This window comes from Streptomyces sp. a15, from assembly GCF_059026085.1.
The window spans coordinates 51,159-67,119 of the sequence record NZ_JBWLKM010000025.1 but is presented as its reverse complement, the minus strand read 5'-3'; the positions used below and the strand labels follow the sequence as shown (position 1 = coordinate 67,119).

The following is a 15,961-nucleotide window of genomic DNA, read 5'->3' as shown; positions in this document are numbered from 1 at the left end:
ACACAGTCTCTCCTACGTACGCTGGCGGTATGGAGACGGGGAGCACGGCCGACACGGGGACCACGCGGGACGAGCCGGTGTGGACCGGCCTGCCGCCGGGGCTGCTGCGGATGCGGCGATTGCTGCTGGTGGTGTGGCTCGGACTGCTGGCGGTGGGGCTGGGACTGCTGCTCGGCCTGGTCGTGGGCCCGGCCTGGGCCGCCTTCGCGCTGCTGCCGCTGGCCCTGATGGCGTGGGGCTGGGTGATGCTCGGCCACAACTGGCGTTCCTGGCGCTACGCCGAGCGCGCCGACGACCTGCTGATCAGCCGGGGCGTCCTGTGGCAGGAGGAGACCGTCGTGCCGTACGGACGGATGCAGCTGGTCGAGGTCACCTCCGGTCCCGTCGAACGCCACTTCGGGCTGGCCAGCGTGCAGCTGCACACCGCTGCCGCGGCGACCGACGCGACCATCCCGGGCCTCGACCCGGACGAGGCGGAACGGCTGCGCGACCGGCTCACCGAGCTCGGCGAGGCCCGATCGGCCGGCCTGTGACGGCACCGGGCGTGAACGACGCCATACGCGAGAAGCCACCCGTCACCGAGCGACGGCTGCACCCCGTGACGCCGTTCAGGCGCGCGTGGGCGCCGATCGCCGTGATCATCGGGTGGGCGGTGCACGACCCCAACCAGGCGCAGCAGCAGCTGACCAGACTGACGACGACCACGCTGCTGATCGCTCTCGCCGTGTTCGTCCCGGCCGCCGCTCTCTACGGCTTCTTGACCTGGTGGTTCACTCACTTCGCGGTGACGGACACCGAACTGCGCATCCGTACAGGACTGCTGTTCCGGCGCGCCGCGCACATCCGGCTCGAACGGATCCAGGCCGTCGACGTCACCCAGCCGCTGCTCGCGCGGGTCGCGGGAGTCGCGAAACTCAAACTCGACGTCGTGGGCGCGGACAAGAAGGACGAACTCGCCTTCCTGGGCGAGGGCGAGGCACGCGCGCTGCGCGCCGAACTCCTCGCGCGCGCCGCCGGTTTCGCGCCCGAGACGGCGCACGAGGTCGGCGAGGCACCCTCCCGCGAGCTGCTGCGCGTGCCGCCCGGCGTCCTCGCCGTCTCGCTGGTGCTGACCGGCGCGACCTGGGGCACCCTGGTCGCCGCCCTCGTCGTACCGACGGTGCTGTGGCTGGCCACCCACAGCGTGTGGACGGTCCTCGCCACCGCGCTGCCGCTGCTCGGCGCGGCAGGCGCGAGCAGCGTGGGGCGGTTCGTCACCGAGTACGACTGGACGGTGGGCGAGTCGCCGGACGGGCTGCGGATCGACCACGGGCTGCTGGACCGTACGCACGAGACGGTGCCGCCGGGGCGTGTGCAGACCGTACGGATCGTGGAGCCGCTGCTGTGGCGGCGGCGCGGCTGGGTGCGGGTGGAGCTGGACGTGGCCGGGTCGTCCAACTCCGTGCTGGTGCCGGTCGCTCCGCGGGAGGTCGCCGAGACGGTCGTCGCGCGCGTGCTGCCCGGGGTGACCGTGCCGCCCCTGTCGGCGCTGTCCCGGCCGCCCCGGCGGGCCGCGCGATGCGTGCCGCTGTGGTGGCGGGGCTACGGACTCGCCGTCACCGACGCGGTGTTCGTGGCCCGGCACGGGCTGCTGCGGCGGAGTCTGTCGCTGGTTCCGCACGCGAAGGTGCAGAGTGTACGGCTCGCGCAGGGGCCCTGGGCGCGCGTCTGGCGCGTCGCCGACGTTCACGTGGACACCGGGGCCAACAAGACCGTGACAGCGCGGCTGAGGGATGCTCAGGAGGCTGCCGAACTGCTGCGGGGGCAGGCGGAGAGGTCACGGACGGGGCGGAGCGAGGCGCGGCCGGACAGGTGGATGGCGCCCTAACCGCGGGCTCCTGGCCGGGGCTGTCGTTACGAAACCGCGCTCCGCAGCCCCTGCACGTCGATCTGCTCGGTCTCGTCGTGGGCCGTCAGGTCGATGACCTGGCCTACGCCACGGGACTCCTCGTCCGCCGGCTTGAACTCCGCTTCGGCCTCGGCCTTGTGGAGCGCGAGGGCCTCCTGGCCGACGACGTCGGCCAGGTCCTCGTTCTGGACGGCCGCCAGCGCGGCCGGAGCCGCGCCCTTCTGCGCACCGAAGAAGTCGAAGCCGCCCTCGACCAGCGGACGCCGCGCGGGCGTCGTCGGCACGACCGCCACCGCCGTCGGGGCGACGAAGTGTCCGGAGGACTGCCGGCCCGGCTGGGCGGTCCTGGCCGTGGTGATGGCGGCCGCGCGCGAATGCCCGTCGACCGCCTCGGGCTTCCCCTGCGCCTCGTCCTCCTGCGCGGCCTCCGCCTCGGTGTCGCCGGCGGCACCGGCCGCCGGCGCCTCGGCCGAAGCGACCTTCACCGGCTCGCCCTTCGTGGCGTCCTTGGGGCCGGACTTGGTCACGTCCTTGGAGTCGTTCCATGCCTCGGACTTGGACTCGTTCTTCAGCTCGCTCTTCAACTCGGGCTCGTTCTTCGGCTCGGCCTTCACCGTGCCGTCGCCGTCGCCGTCGTCGCCGAAGCGCGCCAGCGCTCCCTGTGCCCGCAGAAACAGCTTGGAACCCTCCGGCGAGAAGATCGCCGGAGCCTCCGGTTCGTCTTCCGCCGCCGGTACGGCCTCGCCGGCCTCGTCGATCTGGGCGGTCGCGGCAATCTCGTCGGCCTCGGCGGTCTCGTCGGCTTCCGGATCGGCCGGGGCAGCCACAGCCCCCGCCTCCTCCACGGGCGCGGCCGGTGCCGGCAGCAGCTCACGGGCCGGACCCGACGCCTCTATCTCCAGCAGACGGCGGCCCTCAAGGGCGCTGGCCCGCTCGGTCTCCGCCGTGGCGTACCGCCGCAGCAGCGCCGCGTGTTCGTTGCGCAGGCCCGCGAGTTCGGCGCGCTTGGCCCGCAGCCGCTGCTCCAGCTTGACGCGCAGCTCGCGCGACTCGTCGAGGTCGGTCTCCAGTTCGGCGACCCGCTCCTCGTAGCGCCATTCGTCGCTCGCACGCGCGCGCGTGAGGTCGGCGACCTGCTTGCCCGCCTGGGTGTCCCAGTGACGCATGACGACCGCACCGACGACCGCCGTCACCGCGGCGGCCGCGGCCAGCCCACGGAGCACCGTCTGTTCCGTGAACACCCAGGGGCCGAGAGCGCAGACCAGAGAGACTCCTGCGATCGCCGACGGGGGCAGGATCCTGTGCAAAGGCGGGGAATGGCGGTGACGTCCACGTGGCATGGCCAGAAACTTACCGCGCGTAGGCGAATGATGGTGCCCCGGGCCGTAAAAACACCGCCATCCCGAAGACTTCACAGGTCATCAGGAAACAGATCCGCATCGAATTCGGCAGGATTGGCAAGAGGCACCACGCGCGGCCGACCGGAACGGCGAGAACTGCAAGATCGTTTTCAGTGGTCGCCCAGCCGCCCCCCGATCCACTGCAGCGTCGCGGGAATCTCCCGTCGCCAGGTGTTGAAGTTGTGCCCGCCGCTTTCGAGGATGATCGACGAGATCCGTGTCCGCCCGGTGTTCTTCACCCGCTCTATGAACTTCAACGTGTCCTTGTAGTTCGCCTCGCCGGCCTTGCTGCTGGTGACGAGCAGTGAAGTGTCGGGCGCGGGCCTGTGCTTGAGGTACCACCAGAGGTTCGCCCGGTCGCGCAGTTCCCTGTCTCCGTGGAAGAGATCGCCCGTGGTCGGGTCGCTCGGCGCGTTGTAGTACGCGGACAGCCCCGCCCCGGCTGCGTACACCTCGGGGTGGTGCATGGCGAGCTTCAGCGCACAGTAGCCGCCCGTGGAGTCGCCGATGATGCCCCAGCCGCCCGGCTTTTCGCCCACCCTGTAGTGGGCACGTACGGCGTCGGGCAGATCCCTTGCGAAGAACGACTCGGTCTGCGGGCCCCCGGGGATGTCCACGCACTCCGTGTCCCGCGGCGGCGCCACCGTCGGCCGCAGCATCACCAGGATCATCGGCTGCATACGTCCGTTCTCGGCGAGCTTCCATGCCGTGCGCGGATAGCGGAGTTTGTCCACCAGTGCCTGAGCGGTACCCGGATAACCGGTGAGGACGACGGCTGCGGGAAACGTTCGCGTTCGGTACTGCGGCTGGAAGTACTCCGGCGGCAGATACACGTACGCGGGCGTGGCGATACGGGTCGTACGGCCCACAATGGCGACCTTCTGGATCTGCCCGCCGACCTGCGGCCTCAGACCGCCCGTCTCCTTCACCCGCTGCGTGTCGACCACCCGGAGAGGGCCGCCCGAACCGAGGCCCTCGGTGTGGTCGACCACCACTCCCTGGTCGGTCTCCCGCCCGAACAGGTCCGCCCAGGAGGCGTAGAAACCGAAAGCCTGGTTGGCGGCGAGGCCGACGGACACGAAGAGTGCCAACTGGGTGGCGATCAGCAGGCCGACGCGTCCGCCGACGGCCCGCAAGTTCCGCCGTGCCAGCCGCGGCCACAGCCACACCGTGCCGACGAAGAGCAGCACGGCGCAGAGCACCGCCAGCAGCACCGTCTTGTTGCTCGTGAGACCCATGGGTTCCTTCGCGAGGACTTGCCCGGGACTTGCCCAGGGCTTTGGACCGGTTTTGAGGAGGTGAGTGAACCTCTCCCCCCGAGACACCGTCCTAGAGGGCGCAATGTCGCCGGATGCCCGAATCGGGCCCGGATCCAAGGTCTCTCGCGGAACAACGGGATGCGATGTCTGTCAGGACAGATGAGGAAATGTCGGGCGAGGTTCCGACCCGATCACACCGGATGCGGCGCGTCCTGAGTGGTCCGCGCCCCGAGGCCGTCCCGGCCCTCGTCGGCAGAGCGTGCGCCCTAGTGGGCCTCGTGGACATCGCCGCGGGCGTCTTCCCGCGCTTCAGGCACAGCCGTATGCACACCATCGCCGAGGTGCTGCCCGGCGCGCTCGGTCCGTTCGCGGCCGCGCTCGCGCTCAGCGTGGGCATTCTGTTGCTGCTGCTCGGCCACGGCCTCAAGCGCGCCAAGCGCCGGGCCTGGCGTGCCGCCGTGGTGCTGCTCCCGGCCGGAGCGATGGCGCAGTTCACCTACCGGCACTCGCTCGTGGGAGTCATCATCTCGCTCGCGCTGCTCGCGCCCCTGCTGCGCCACCGCGACCAGTTCTCCGCGCTGCCCGACCCGCGCAGCCGGTGGCGGGCACTCGCCAACTTCGTCCTCATGGGCGCCGGTTCCCTCGCCCTCGGGCTGGTCATCGTCAGCGTCCACCCCGATCACCTGGTGGGCGACCCCAGCCTGGCCGACCGCATCACGCACGTCCTGTACGGCCTGTTCGGCTTCGAGGGCCCGGTCGACTACCAGGGCGACACCTCCTGGACGGTCGCGGTCTCCCTGGGCGCCCTCGGCCTGCTCACCGCCATCACGACGATCTACCTGGCCTTCCGCCCCGAACACCCGGCCGCGCGCCTCACGACGGAGGACGAGGCCCGGCTGCGGGCCCTCCTGGACAAGCACGGCGGCCGCGACTCCCTCGGCCACTTCGCGCTGCGCCGCGACAAGGCCGTGGTCTTCTCGCCCAGCGGCAAGGCGGCGGTGACGTACCGCGTCGTCTCCGGCGTGATGCTGGCCAGCGGCGACCCGATCGGTGACGTCGAGGCCTGGCCGGGCGCCATCGAGCGCTTCATGGACGAGGCCAGAGCCCACTCCTGGACCCCCGCCGTCATGGGCTGCTCCGAGACCGGCGGCGAGGTCTGGACCCGCGAGACCGGCCTCGACGCCCTCGAACTGGGCGACGAGGCGGTGGTGGACGTCGCGGATTTCTCCCTGGCCGGCCGTGCGATGCGCAATGTGCGCCAGATGGTCAAGCGCATCGAGCGCGCCGGTTACCAGACCCGGGTACGGCGCGTCCGTGACCTCGGCGACGCCGAGCTGGACCGCATCCGCCGCGCCGCCGAGGACTGGCGCGGCACCGACACCGAGCGCGGCTTCTCCATGGCGCTCGGCCGCATCGGCGACCCGTCCGACGGCGACTGTCTCATCGCCACCGCCCACAAGGCCGACGGTCGGCCGGGGCCGTACGGCGACCTCAAGGCGATCCTGCACTTCGTGCCGTGGGGCACGGACGGCGTCTCCCTGGACCTGATGCGGCGCGACCGGTCGGCGGACCCCGGCATGAACGAACTGCTGATCGTGGCGGCACTCCAGGCGGCACCGAGGCTCGGCATCACGCGCGTATCCCTGAACTTCGCGATGTTCCGCTCGGCACTGGCCCGCGGCGAGAAGATCGGCGCGGGCCCGGTCCTGCGGGTCTGGCGCGGGCTGCTGGTCTTCCTGTCCCGCTGGTTCCAGATCGAGTCCCTGTACAAGTTCAACGCGAAGTTCCAGCCGCGCTGGGAGCCCCGCTTCGTCGTCTACCGCGCCTCCGGAGACCTGCCCCGCATCGGCTTCGCCGCCATGCAGGCGGAGGGCTTCGTCAACCTGGCCCTCCCTCTGCCGCGCTTCCTGCGACACCGTACGGCCCCCTCGCGCGCGTGCGCCCACGCCGTCACGGAGCGGGACGTCCGCGCGGCGTGACGCGGCCACCGGGACAGGCCGCGGTCCACGGTGACGGCCCCGGGGCCCGCCCCTCGCCACGGCCGGGCCCCGGGGCTCGCGGCCCCGCCCTGGGCCTACGCTGAACGTATGAGCAAGCAGAGCGGACGTGGACGCGTCGCGGGCCTTCCGGAATGGGGCCGCTGCGCGGTCATGGGAGTCGTGAACGTCACCCCCGATTCCTTCTCCGACGGCGGCCGCTTCTTCGACACGACAGCGGCCGTCAAGCACGGCCTGGACCTGGTCACCGAGGGCGCCGACCTGGTCGACGTCGGCGGCGAGTCCACCCGCCCCGGCGCCACCCGGGTCGACGAGGCCGAGGAGCTCAAGCGGGTGATCCCCGTCGTCCGCGGCCTCGCCTCCGAGGGCGTCACCGTCTCCGTCGACACCATGCGCGCCTCCGTCGCCGAACGGGCCCTCGCGGCCGGCGCCGCCCTCGTCAACGACGTCAGCGGCGGCCTCGCCGACCCCGCGATGATCCCGGCCGTGGCCTCCGCGGGCGCCCCCTTCGTCGTCATGCACTGGCGCGGCTTCCTGGAGGGCGGCAACGTCAGGGGCGTGTACGACGACGTCGTCGCCGAAGTCGTCGACGAACTGCACGCGCGCGTGCAGGCCGTTCTGGACGGGGGCATCGCCCCCGACCGCATCGTCGTCGATCCGGGCCTCGGCTTCTCCAAGGACGCCGAACACGACCTCACCCTCCTGGCCCACCTCGACCGCCTCCTCGGCCTCGGCCACCCGCTGCTGGTCGCCGCCTCCCGCAAGCGGTTCCTCGGCCGGGTCCTCGCCGGGCCAAAGGGCGCGCCGCCGCCCGCACGCGAGCGCGACGCCGCGACGGCCGCCGTCTCCGCGCTCGCGGCGCACGCCGGCGCATGGGCGGTACGCGTGCACGAGGTGCGCGCGACGGCGGACGCGGTACGGGTCGCACGCGCCGTGGAAGGCGCACGCGCGGCGGACAACGGCACAGAGGGAGCCCTGTGAGCGCCCCCCACACCGACGTCGAGCAGGTCGAACTCGCCAACGCCACCTATTACGAGGCGATGGAGCGGGGCGACTTCGAGGAGCTGACCTCGATGTGGCTGACCCCGTCCGACCTGGGCGTCGACGAGGAGTACCACGATCCGGCGGACACCGGTGTGATCTCGTGCGTGCACCCCGGCTGGCCGGTGCTCACCGGCCGCGGCGACGTCCTCAGGTCCTATGCCTTGATCATGGCAAATACGGACTATATTCAATTTTTCCTCACGGATGTGCACGTTTCCATCACGGGTGACACCGCCCTGGTGACCTGCACGGAGAACATCCTCAGCGGCGGCCCCGCCCCCGAGGGCGGCGAGGAACTCGGCCCGCTCGTCGGCCAGCTGGTCGTCGCCACCAACGTGTTCCGCCGCACTCCCGACGGCTGGAAGCTCTGGTCGCACCACGCGTCCCCGGTTCTGGCCGAAAACGACGAGGCCGAAAGCGACGACACCCCCGCCTGAGCGGGTAGGCGCCCCACAGGACACCGACAGATCCCAGACAGGTCCCCGTCGCCCGCACGGACCAAGAAGTGGTTGGAATCACGGACCCGGGGTATGGGCGGCTACCAGCCCGTGAGCCGTCGGGTTCCCCGGGGGAAACACAAGGTGAAACCTCCGGCCCCGGCTCGGGCCCGCGGCCCCGTGGCCCGGCCCTGTCAGTGCTCGCAGGTAGATTCGTTCGAGGCCGGTGTGCCGCCCGCACACGGTACGGACCGGCCGTCACCGACGATTGCAGGAGTGATTCGCGTGGATCGTGTCGCGCTGCGCGGCCTCAAGGCCCGCGGGCACCACGGCGTGTTCCCCAAGGAGCGCGAGGAGGGCCAGACCTTCATCGTGGACCTCGTCCTCGGCCTGGACACCCGTCCGGCCGCCGCCGACGACGACCTGGCGAAGACCGTGCACTACGGCATCGTGGCGGAGGAGGTGGTGGCCGTCGTCCAGGGCGAGCCCGTCAACCTCATCGAGACGCTCGCCGAGCGCATCACCCAGGCCTGTCTGAAGCACGAAGGAGTCCAAGAGGTCGAGGTCACCGTCCACAAACCGGACGCGCCGATCACCGTCCCCTTCGACGACGTGACCGTCACCATCACCCGGAGCCGAGTATGACCGCGTTCTTCACCGAGGGTCACAGCGACCCGACCGTACAGCCGGTACCCGCCTCCGTCGTCGAGAAGGTCGACGCCGCCGACACCACCCTCCAGAACCCGAAACGCGCCGTGATCTCCCTCGGCTCCAACCTGGGCAACCGCCTGGAGACCCTCCAGGGAGCCATCGACGCCCTGGAGGACACCCCCGGCCTCCGCATCAAGGCCGTCTCCCCCGTGTACGAGACGGAGCCGTGGGGCGTCGAACCCGGCAGCCAGCCGTCCTATTTCAACGCGGTCGTGGTCCTGAAGACGACGCTGCCCCCGTCCTCCCTGCTGGAGCGGGCGCACGCGGTCGAGGAGGCCTTCAACCGCGTCCGGGACGAGCGCTGGGGCCCGCGCACCCTCGACGTCGACATCGTCGCGTACGCCGACGTCGTCACCGACGACCCGCACCTCACCCTCCCCCACCCGCGCGCCCACGAACGCGCCTTCGTGCTCGCCCCCTGGCACGACGTGGAGCCCGAGGCACAGTTGCCCGGACGGGGCGCGGTCGCGGCCCTCCTCGACACCGTCACCCGCGACGGCGTGGAACCTCGCAAGGACCTGGAACTCCGGCTGCCCGAGTAGCCGTTAAGGTCAAGACGACCCCGATGCGGCCGGACGAGACGGCCGGACCGCAGGGGTCATCACGACCACCGTCCGCGACCACGGCCGGGGAGCTGAAGGGACACCGTGAGAGAGCTGCGCATCAGGTTGCTGGCCGGCGTCTTCGCCGTCGCCGGGATCCTGTCCTGGGCGGGCGCCCGCCTCTGGAACTCGGTCGGGACCCTCCCCAGCGTCCCTCTGGCCGCCCCCATCGTCCTCGCCCTGATCGCCGCGGTCCTGCTGTCCACGGCGCTCTCCATCCGCGCCCGCCTCAAGGCCCAGCGCGAGCGCCGCCCCGAGGCCAAGGGCGTCGACCCACTGATGGCGGCCCGCGCGGTCGTCTTCGGACAGGCCAGCGCCCTGGTCGCCGCCCTCGTCTGCGGGATGTACGGCGGCACCGGCGTCTTCCTCCTGGAGTCCCTCGACATCCCCGCCCGCCGCGACCAGGCCATCTACGCCGGCTTCTCGGTTCTCGCGGGCATCGCCGTCATAGCGGCCGCCATCTTCCTGGAGCGCGTCTGCAGGCTCCCGGAGGACGACGACCACAACACGGGGGCGGCTTCGGCGGCCTGACCCGCCGGACGATCAGGAGGCCGCTCAGCGGGCCATGATGAGGCTCATCGCCTCATTACGGGTGGCGGGGTCACGCAGCTGGCCCCGGACCGCCGACGTTATGGTCTTCGCCCCGGGCTTCCGGACCCCCCGCATCGACATGCACATGTGCTCGCACTCCACGACGACGATCACCCCGCGCGGCTCCAGGATCTTCATCAGGGAGTCGGCGATCTGCGTGGTGAGTCGTTCCTGCACCTGAGGCCGGCGGGCATACACATCCACCAGCCGGGCCAGCTTCGACAGTCCCGTGATCTTGCCGTCGGTGGACGGGATGTACCCGACATGGGCGACTCCGACGAACGGCACCAGGTGGTGTTCACAGCTGCTCAGGACTTCGATGTCCTTCACGAGCACCATCTCGTCGTGCCCCAGGTCGAACGTCGTCGTCAGCACGTCCTCGGGCTTCTGCCACAACCCCGCGAAGATCTCCCGGTACGCCCGCGCCACCCGCCCCGGCGTCTCCCGAAGCCCCTCGCGGTCCGGGTCCTCGCCGACCGCGATCAGCAGTTCGCGTACGGCGTTCTCGGCCCGCTTCTCGTCGAAATCGCCGATCGAGCCCTCGCCGTCCAGCGTCACGGGGTCGGTCATCTGGTGCCTCGTTCCTGTGCCTGTCGCGCGTGTGGACCACGCACCTCACTGCGGACATGCAAATGCCGCGCCCCCCAGGCTAGAACCTGGGGGGCGCGGCATCCATTCCGGGCCTGGTGAGGTCACCGTGCCCCGAAGTGTCCGAGGAGTCAGCTCTCCGGACGCTCCTCGGGGGCGGGCTCGGCCACCGGGGCGGGTTCCGCCGCGGTGGACTTCGCGGTGGAGATCGCCGGTGTCGCGCCGTTGGCGCCGTTCGTCAGTGCGAGCTCCCTGGGGGAGAGCACCGGCGGACGGGTGGACGGCGTGCGGCGGGAGGAGCCGGTCCAGGCCGGCCGCGGGGGACGCTTGACGATGGGAGCGAAGATCTCGGCGATCTGCTCCTTGTTCAGCGTCTCCTTCTCCAACAGCTGGAGCACCAGCTGATCGAGCACGTCGCGGTTCTCGACCAGGATCTCCCAGGCCTCGTTGTGCGCGTTCTCGATGAGCTTCTTGACCTCTTCGTCGACGAGCGCGGCGACCTCTTCCGAGTAGTCACGCGGGTGCGACATCTCACGTCCCAGGAACGGCTCGGTGTTGTCGCCACCGAACTTGATGGCGCCGAGACGCTCCGTCATGCCGTACTGCGTGACCATCGCGCGGGCCGTTGCGGTGGCCTTCTCGATGTCGTTCGCAGCGCCGGTGGTCGGGTCGTGGAAGACGAGTTCCTCGGCCGCGCGGCCGCCCAGCATGTAAGCCAGCTGGTCCAGCATCTCGTTGCGCGTGGTCGAGTACTTGTCCTCGTCCGGCAGGACCATCGTGTAGCCCAGAGCACGGCCTCTCGAGAGGATCGTGATCTTGTGGACCGGATCGGAGTTCGGGGAAGCCGCCGCGACCAGGGCGTGGCCGCCCTCGTGGTACGCGGTGATCTTCTTTTCCTTGTCCGACATGATCCGGGTCCGCTTCTGCGGGCCCGCCACAACGCGGTCGATGGCCTCGTCCAGCATGTGGTTGTCGATGAGCTTCAGATCGCTGCGCGCCGTCAGGAGCGCCGCTTCGTTCAGCACGTTCGCCAGGTCCGCGCCGGTGAAACCGGGGGTGCGGCGGGCGACGGCCGACAGGTCGACGTCCGGCGCGACCGGCTTGCCCTTCTGGTGGACCTTGAGGATCTCCAGACGGCCCTGCATGTCCGGACGGTCGACCGCGATCTGGCGGTCGAAGCGGCCGGGACGCAGCAGTGCCGGGTCGAGGATGTCCGGCCGGTTCGTCGCGGCGATGAGGATCACACCGCCCTTGACGTCGAAGCCGTCCATCTCGACGAGCAGCTGGTTCAGCGTCTGCTCGCGCTCGTCGTGACCACCGCCGAGGCCGGCGCCGCGATGGCGGCCGACCGCGTCGATCTCGTCGACGAAGACGATCGCCGGAGCGTTCGCCTTGGCCTGCTCGAACAGGTCACGCACTCGGGAGGCACCGACACCGACGAACATCTCGACGAAGTCGGAACCGGAGATCGAGTAGAACGGCACGCCGGCCTCGCCCGCGACAGCACGCGCGAGCAGGGTCTTGCCGGTGCCGGGAGGGCCGTACAGCAGTACGCCCTTGGGGATCTTCGCCCCGACGGCCTGGAACTTCGCCGGTTCCTGCAGGAACTCCTTGATCTCGTAGAGCTCCTCAACGGCCTCGTCCGAGCCCGCGACGTCCGAGAACGTCGTCTTCGGGGTGTCCTTGGTGATGAGTTTCGCCTTGGACTTGCCGAATTGCATGACTCGGCCGCCGCCGCCCTGCATCTGATTCATCAGGAACAGGAAGACGACCACGATGAGGACGAAGGGGAGCAGGGAGAGCAGGATCCCGACGAAAGCGTTCTGCTTCGTCGGCGAGACGGTGTAGCCGTCCGGGATCTGCTTGTCCTGGAACTTGTTCTGCAAGGTGCCGGCGAGGGTCGCGCCCTGGTCGCCGATGTAGCTCGCCTGGATCTTCGAGCTGCCCTCGACCTTTGTGCCGTCCTTGAGCTGGACCTTGATGGTCTGCTCATCGCCGGTGGTCAGCTTGGCTGATTCGACCTTGTTGTCATTGATCGCCTGGATCACCTGGCCGGTGTCCACCGTCTTGTAGCCACCGGACGAGCCGACGACCTGCATCAACACGACCACGGCAAGGACGGCCAGCACGATCCACATGACCGGCCCACGGAAGTATCGCTTCACGTCCATCCATACGGAGCGGTGCCGCCCCGTCCCTCCTGCCATAGTGAGTTTGATAAGACAGTTCTTCTGACGGTACCCCAGCATTGTGGACCGAAGCCGCACAGGACAGCCGGTGAACCCGTCTGCATGCTCCAACGGCGCGAAACCCGCTGGGGTTCCCGATCGTCTTACAGGGCTTGGGCTGTCTGGCTCAGCCGCCGTAGACGTGGGGCGCGAGCGTACCGACGAACGGGAGGTTGCGGTACTTCTCGGCGTAGTCGAGGCCGTAACCGACGACGAACTCGTTCGGGATGTCGAAGCCGACCCACTGGACGTCGATGGCGACCTTGGCGGCCTCGGGCTTGCGCAGCAGGGTGCACACCTTGAGGGATGCGGGCTCGCGCGAGCCGAGGTTGGAGATCAGCCAGGACAGGGTCAGTCCGGAGTCGATGATGTCCTCGACGATCAGGACGTGCTTGCCCTTGATGTCGGTGTCGAGGTCCTTGAGGATCCGCACCACACCGGAGGACTGGGTGCCCGCGCCGTACGACGACACGGCCATCCAGTCCATGGTGACGGGGGTGGACAGCGCCCGGGCGAGGTCCGCCATGACCATCACCGCGCCCTTGAGGACGCCGACGATCAGCAGATCCTTGCCCGCGTACTCCGCGTCGATCTTCGCGGCGAGCTCCGTGAGCTTCGCGTCGATCTCTTCCTTGGTGATGAGCACCGACTTGAGGTCGGCACCCATGTCTTTCGCGTCCACCCGCATCACTTTCGGTCGTCCAACCGGCTGCCCTGCCCCTCGCCGAGGTGCACGGAGAGGCCGGGATTCAGCCTTGCCGAATCACCAGTCTGCCACCCTGCCGCTGGGCCACGACCTTGCCCGGGAGATTGATGGCTCCCTGGCCGCGCCAGCCGGTGATCAGCCGGTCGACTTCCTCGATGTGACGCGCGAACAACGAGCCCGCCGGGGCGCCGGCCTCGATGGCGGCGCGGCGCAGGATGCGACGGCGTACGGCGGGCGGCAGGGCGTAGAGCTTGGCGCACTCCAGCAGCCCTGCGGCGTCCCGGACGGCGGCCTCGGCCTGACCGGCCCAGGCGTCGAGGGCGTCGGCGTCGTCGCGGGAGAGCTGGGCCGTACGGGCGAGGGCCTCCACGACGCCTTTGCCGAGCGCCTTCTCCAGCGCGGGCAGGCCCTCGTGGCGCAGCCGGGAGCGGGTGTACGCCGGGTCTGCGTTGTGCGGGTCGTCCCAGACGGGCAGGGACTGGACCATGCAGGCCTTGCGGGCGGTCTGCCGGTCGAGTTGGAGGAAGGGGCGGCGGTAACGGCGGGCGGCCCCCGGACCCCCGGAAACAGCGGCCATTCCGGACAGGGAGCGGATGCCGGACCCGCGGGCGAGGCCCAGCAGGACGGTCTCGGCCTGGTCGTCGCGCGTGTGGCCGAGGAGGACGGCGAGGGCGCCATGGCGTTCGGCGGCCGCGTCGAGGGCGGCGTAGCGGGCGTCACGGGCGGCCGCCTCGGGTCCGCCTTCGCGGCCGACGGTTACGGCGGTGGACTCGACCGGGTCGAGGCCGAGTTCGCGCAGCCGCAGGACGACCTCGTCGGCGCGCAGGTCGGAGCCGGGCTGCAGGCCGTGGTCGACGGTGATGCCGCCGGCACGGAGGCCGAGCTTGGGGGCTTCGAAGGCGAGGGCCGAGGCGAGGGCCATGGAGTCGGCGCCGCCGGAGCACGCCACGAGCACGAGCGGCGACTGCGCGCGCTCGTGCGGGGTGTCGTCAAAGGCGCCGAGGTCTCCGGTCGTACGACTCTCGGTCGTATGGCTCTCGGTCGGACGGCTCTCGGTCGTACGACCGGCAGTCGTACGGCTGTGCTCGGTGAGGATGTCGTGGAGGACGCGGCGGACCGCCAGGCGTATCGCCGCGACCGCAGGATGGGGACCCATGTCCGGTTCCCTTCATGAAGTTTTCGGGGGTGAGCCCGGGTTCGGTCACTCAGAGTGTGTAGATGGTGACAGAACCGGGCCGTTCCCCGAGCATTGCACGCCTACCCATCGCTCACGGTCCCTCGGACGGGTGATTGGAGGGGCGTTCGCCTGCCGTCGGCCGGATTCGCTTCACGACCTCGGCGCGCTGTTCACGACTCGGCCTTGCGATGCACCCGCGCGACCCAGTCCGCCGGTTTGGCGATCTCCGTCTTGGTCGGGAGGGTGTTGGGGGACGTCCACACACGGTTGAAGCCGTCCATGCCGACCTGGTCGACGACCGCCCGTACGAAGCGTTCGCCGTCGCGGTACTGCCTGAGCTTGGCGTCCAGCCCCAGCAGTTTGCGCAGGGCCATGTCCAGTCGGGAGGCCCCCTTGGCGCGACGCTGCTGGAACTTCTCGCGGATCTCGGCGACGGTCGGCACGACGTCCGGACCGACCCCGTCCATCACGAAGTCGGCGTGTCCCTCCAGCAGGGACATCACGGCGGTGAGGCGGCCGAGGATCTCCCGCTGGGCGGGCGTCTGCACGATCTCCACGATGGACCTGCCGCCCTCGTCCTCCTCGCCCTCGGGGCGCCCGCCGGCGAGCGACTGGGCGGCCTCCCGGACGCGTTCCAGGACGGTCATGGGGTCGACCTCGGTCTCCCCGAGGAACGACTGGATTTCGCCCTGCAGGTGGTCCCGCAGCCAGGGCACGGCTGTGAACTGCGTGCGGTGCGTCTCCTCGTGCAGGCACACCCACAGGCGGAAGTCGTGGGGCTGTACGTCGAGTTCGCGCTCCACGTGCACGATGTTCGGGGCGACGAGGAGCAGACGGCCGCCGCCGTTCGCCCCCGCCGGGAATTCGCGGGTGGCCGGGGCGAAGGTCTCGTACTGGCCGAGGACCCGCGAGGACAGGAAGGACAGCAGCATCCCCAGCTCGACGCCCGTCACCTTGCCGCCGACTGCGCCGAGGACCGCGCCGCCGGGGGTGCTGCCGCGCCGTTCCTGCATCTTGTCCAGCAGCGGCTTCAGAAGCTCCCGGAAGCCGGCGACGTTCGCCCGGACCCAGCCCGGTCGGTCGACGACGAGGACCGGGGTGTCGTGGGTGTCTTCCGTCCCCAAACGAGTGAAGCCCCGGACGTGTCCCTCCGAGGCCTTGGCATGCCGACGCAGCTCCGCGACGACGGCCCGGGCCTCGTCACGGCTCACGTCGGGGCCCGGCCGTACGAGCCGGGTCGCGGTCGCCACCGCGAGATTCCAGTCGACCATCTCGGCACCACCGATGCTCGTCATGCGTCAACCGTACGTGAGCGCTACCGCTTGGGGCAGGG

At 70.3% G+C, this 15,961-nt stretch carries 15 protein-coding genes; 8 read left to right on the top strand and 7 right to left on the bottom strand.

All coding sequences use genetic code 11. From position 1 onward, the window contains the following. The first annotated feature begins 29 nt into the window (after positions 1 to 29). Both AC5P09_RS25110 and AC5P09_RS25105 read left to right on the top strand, forming a co-directional pair. The gene (locus AC5P09_RS25110) at positions 30 to 533 is read left to right on the top strand and encodes a PH domain-containing protein (RefSeq protein WP_493876036.1); all 504 of its coding nucleotides are present in this window, start codon (positions 30 to 32) and stop codon (positions 531 to 533) included. After that, positions 530 to 1,867 carry a PH domain-containing protein gene (locus tag AC5P09_RS25105; RefSeq protein WP_493876035.1) on the top strand — a complete coding sequence of 446 codons (1,338 nt, stop codon included), beginning with the start codon at positions 530 to 532 and terminating at the stop codon, positions 1,865 to 1,867. Before AC5P09_RS25110 ends, AC5P09_RS25105 begins: the two co-directional genes overlap by 4 nt. A gap of 26 nt (positions 1,868 to 1,893) precedes the next feature. Here AC5P09_RS25105 and AC5P09_RS25100 read toward each other — a convergent pair whose 3' ends face one another. Next, positions 1,894 to 3,228 carry a hypothetical protein gene (locus AC5P09_RS25100; RefSeq protein WP_493876034.1) on the bottom strand — a complete coding sequence of 445 codons (1,335 nt, stop codon included), beginning with the start codon at positions 3,226 to 3,228 and terminating at the stop codon, positions 1,894 to 1,896. A gap of 170 nt (positions 3,229 to 3,398) precedes the next feature. Next, complete coding sequence (locus AC5P09_RS25095) at positions 3,399 to 4,526, bottom strand: alpha/beta hydrolase (RefSeq protein ID WP_493876033.1); 1,128 nt, start codon at positions 4,524 to 4,526, stop codon at positions 3,399 to 3,401. Between the two features lie 188 nt (positions 4,527 to 4,714). On the opposite strand from AC5P09_RS25095, the gene AC5P09_RS25090 reads away from it, so the two are divergent. From AC5P09_RS25090 to AC5P09_RS25065, 6 genes are all read left to right on the top strand, one after another. Next, a complete protein-coding gene (locus tag AC5P09_RS25090; RefSeq protein ID WP_493876032.1) occupies positions 4,715 to 6,526 on the top strand; it encodes a phosphatidylglycerol lysyltransferase domain-containing protein in 1,812 nt (603 codons plus the stop codon). Between the two features lie 108 nt (positions 6,527 to 6,634). Further along, on the top strand, positions 6,635 to 7,525 hold the full coding sequence (gene folP, locus AC5P09_RS25085; RefSeq protein ID WP_493876031.1) for a dihydropteroate synthase: 891 nt from the start codon (positions 6,635 to 6,637) through the stop codon (positions 7,523 to 7,525). Further along, the gene (locus tag AC5P09_RS25080; protein WP_493876030.1) at positions 7,522 to 8,025 is read left to right on the top strand and encodes a nuclear transport factor 2 family protein; all 504 of its coding nucleotides are present in this window, start codon (positions 7,522 to 7,524) and stop codon (positions 8,023 to 8,025) included. Before folP ends, AC5P09_RS25080 begins: the two co-directional genes overlap by 4 nt. Positions 8,026 to 8,310: 285 nt before the next feature. Next, the gene (gene folB / locus AC5P09_RS25075; protein ID WP_266435775.1) at positions 8,311 to 8,670 is read left to right on the top strand and encodes a dihydroneopterin aldolase; all 360 of its coding nucleotides are present in this window, start codon (positions 8,311 to 8,313) and stop codon (positions 8,668 to 8,670) included. Next, positions 8,667 to 9,278, top strand: coding sequence for a 2-amino-4-hydroxy-6-hydroxymethyldihydropteridine diphosphokinase (gene folK, locus AC5P09_RS25070; RefSeq protein ID WP_493876029.1), 612 nt, complete (start codon positions 8,667 to 8,669; stop codon positions 9,276 to 9,278). The genes folB and folK overlap by 4 nt, the downstream gene beginning before the upstream one ends. Before the next feature lie 105 nt (positions 9,279 to 9,383). Continuing rightward, on the top strand, positions 9,384 to 9,869 hold the full coding sequence (locus AC5P09_RS25065; protein ID WP_493876028.1) for a DUF3180 domain-containing protein: 486 nt from the start codon (positions 9,384 to 9,386) through the stop codon (positions 9,867 to 9,869). 24 nt (positions 9,870 to 9,893) lie between these two features. On the opposite strand, the gene folE is transcribed toward AC5P09_RS25065, so the two are convergent. From folE to AC5P09_RS25040, 5 genes are all read right to left on the bottom strand, one after another. Next, on the bottom strand, positions 9,894 to 10,499 hold the full coding sequence (folE, locus tag AC5P09_RS25060; protein ID WP_266435780.1) for a GTP cyclohydrolase I FolE: 606 nt from the start codon (positions 10,497 to 10,499) through the stop codon (positions 9,894 to 9,896). Between the two features lie 149 nt (positions 10,500 to 10,648). Beyond that, positions 10,649 to 12,688, bottom strand: coding sequence for an ATP-dependent zinc metalloprotease FtsH (gene ftsH, locus AC5P09_RS25055; protein WP_493876071.1), 2,040 nt, complete (start codon positions 12,686 to 12,688; stop codon positions 10,649 to 10,651). Between the two features lie 184 nt (positions 12,689 to 12,872). Then, positions 12,873 to 13,433, bottom strand: coding sequence for a hypoxanthine phosphoribosyltransferase (gene hpt, locus AC5P09_RS25050; RefSeq protein ID WP_266435785.1), 561 nt, complete (start codon positions 13,431 to 13,433; stop codon positions 12,873 to 12,875). A 61-nt stretch (positions 13,434 to 13,494) separates the two neighbouring features. After that, positions 13,495 to 14,607, bottom strand: coding sequence for a tRNA lysidine(34) synthetase TilS (gene tilS / locus AC5P09_RS25045; RefSeq protein ID WP_493876027.1), 1,113 nt, complete (start codon positions 14,605 to 14,607; stop codon positions 13,495 to 13,497). A gap of 191 nt (positions 14,608 to 14,798) precedes the next feature. Next, on the bottom strand, positions 14,799 to 15,923 hold the full coding sequence (locus AC5P09_RS25040; protein WP_493876026.1) for a zinc-dependent metalloprotease: 1,125 nt from the start codon (positions 15,921 to 15,923) through the stop codon (positions 14,799 to 14,801). Between the last annotated feature and the right edge of the window lie 38 nt (positions 15,924 to 15,961).

Coding starts and splice junctions, on each gene's coding strand:
- AC5P09_RS25090 (WP_493876032.1), top strand. CDS start 4,715: ATGTCGGGCGAGGTTCCGACCCGATCACACCGGATGCGGCGCGTCCTG.
- folP (WP_493876031.1), top strand. CDS start 6,635: ATGAGCAAGCAGAGCGGACGTGGACGCGTCGCGGGCCTTCCGGAATGG.
- AC5P09_RS25095 (WP_493876033.1), bottom strand. CDS start 4,526: ATGGGTCTCACGAGCAACAAGACGGTGCTGCTGGCGGTGCTCTGCGCC.
- AC5P09_RS25110 (WP_493876036.1), top strand. CDS start 30: ATGGAGACGGGGAGCACGGCCGACACGGGGACCACGCGGGACGAGCCG.
- folE (WP_266435780.1), bottom strand. CDS start 10,499: ATGACCGACCCCGTGACGCTGGACGGCGAGGGCTCGATCGGCGATTTC.
- ftsH (WP_493876071.1), bottom strand. CDS start 12,688: ATGGACGTGAAGCGATACTTCCGTGGGCCGGTCATGTGGATCGTGCTG.
- AC5P09_RS25100 (WP_493876034.1), bottom strand. CDS start 3,228: ATGCCACGTGGACGTCACCGCCATTCCCCGCCTTTGCACAGGATCCTG.
- AC5P09_RS25040 (WP_493876026.1), bottom strand. CDS start 15,923: ATGACGAGCATCGGTGGTGCCGAGATGGTCGACTGGAATCTCGCGGTG.
- hpt (WP_266435785.1), bottom strand. CDS start 13,433: ATGCGGGTGGACGCGAAAGACATGGGTGCCGACCTCAAGTCGGTGCTC.
- folK (WP_493876029.1), top strand. CDS start 8,667: ATGACCGCGTTCTTCACCGAGGGTCACAGCGACCCGACCGTACAGCCG.
- tilS (WP_493876027.1), bottom strand. CDS start 14,607: ATGGGTCCCCATCCTGCGGTCGCGGCGATACGCCTGGCGGTCCGCCGC.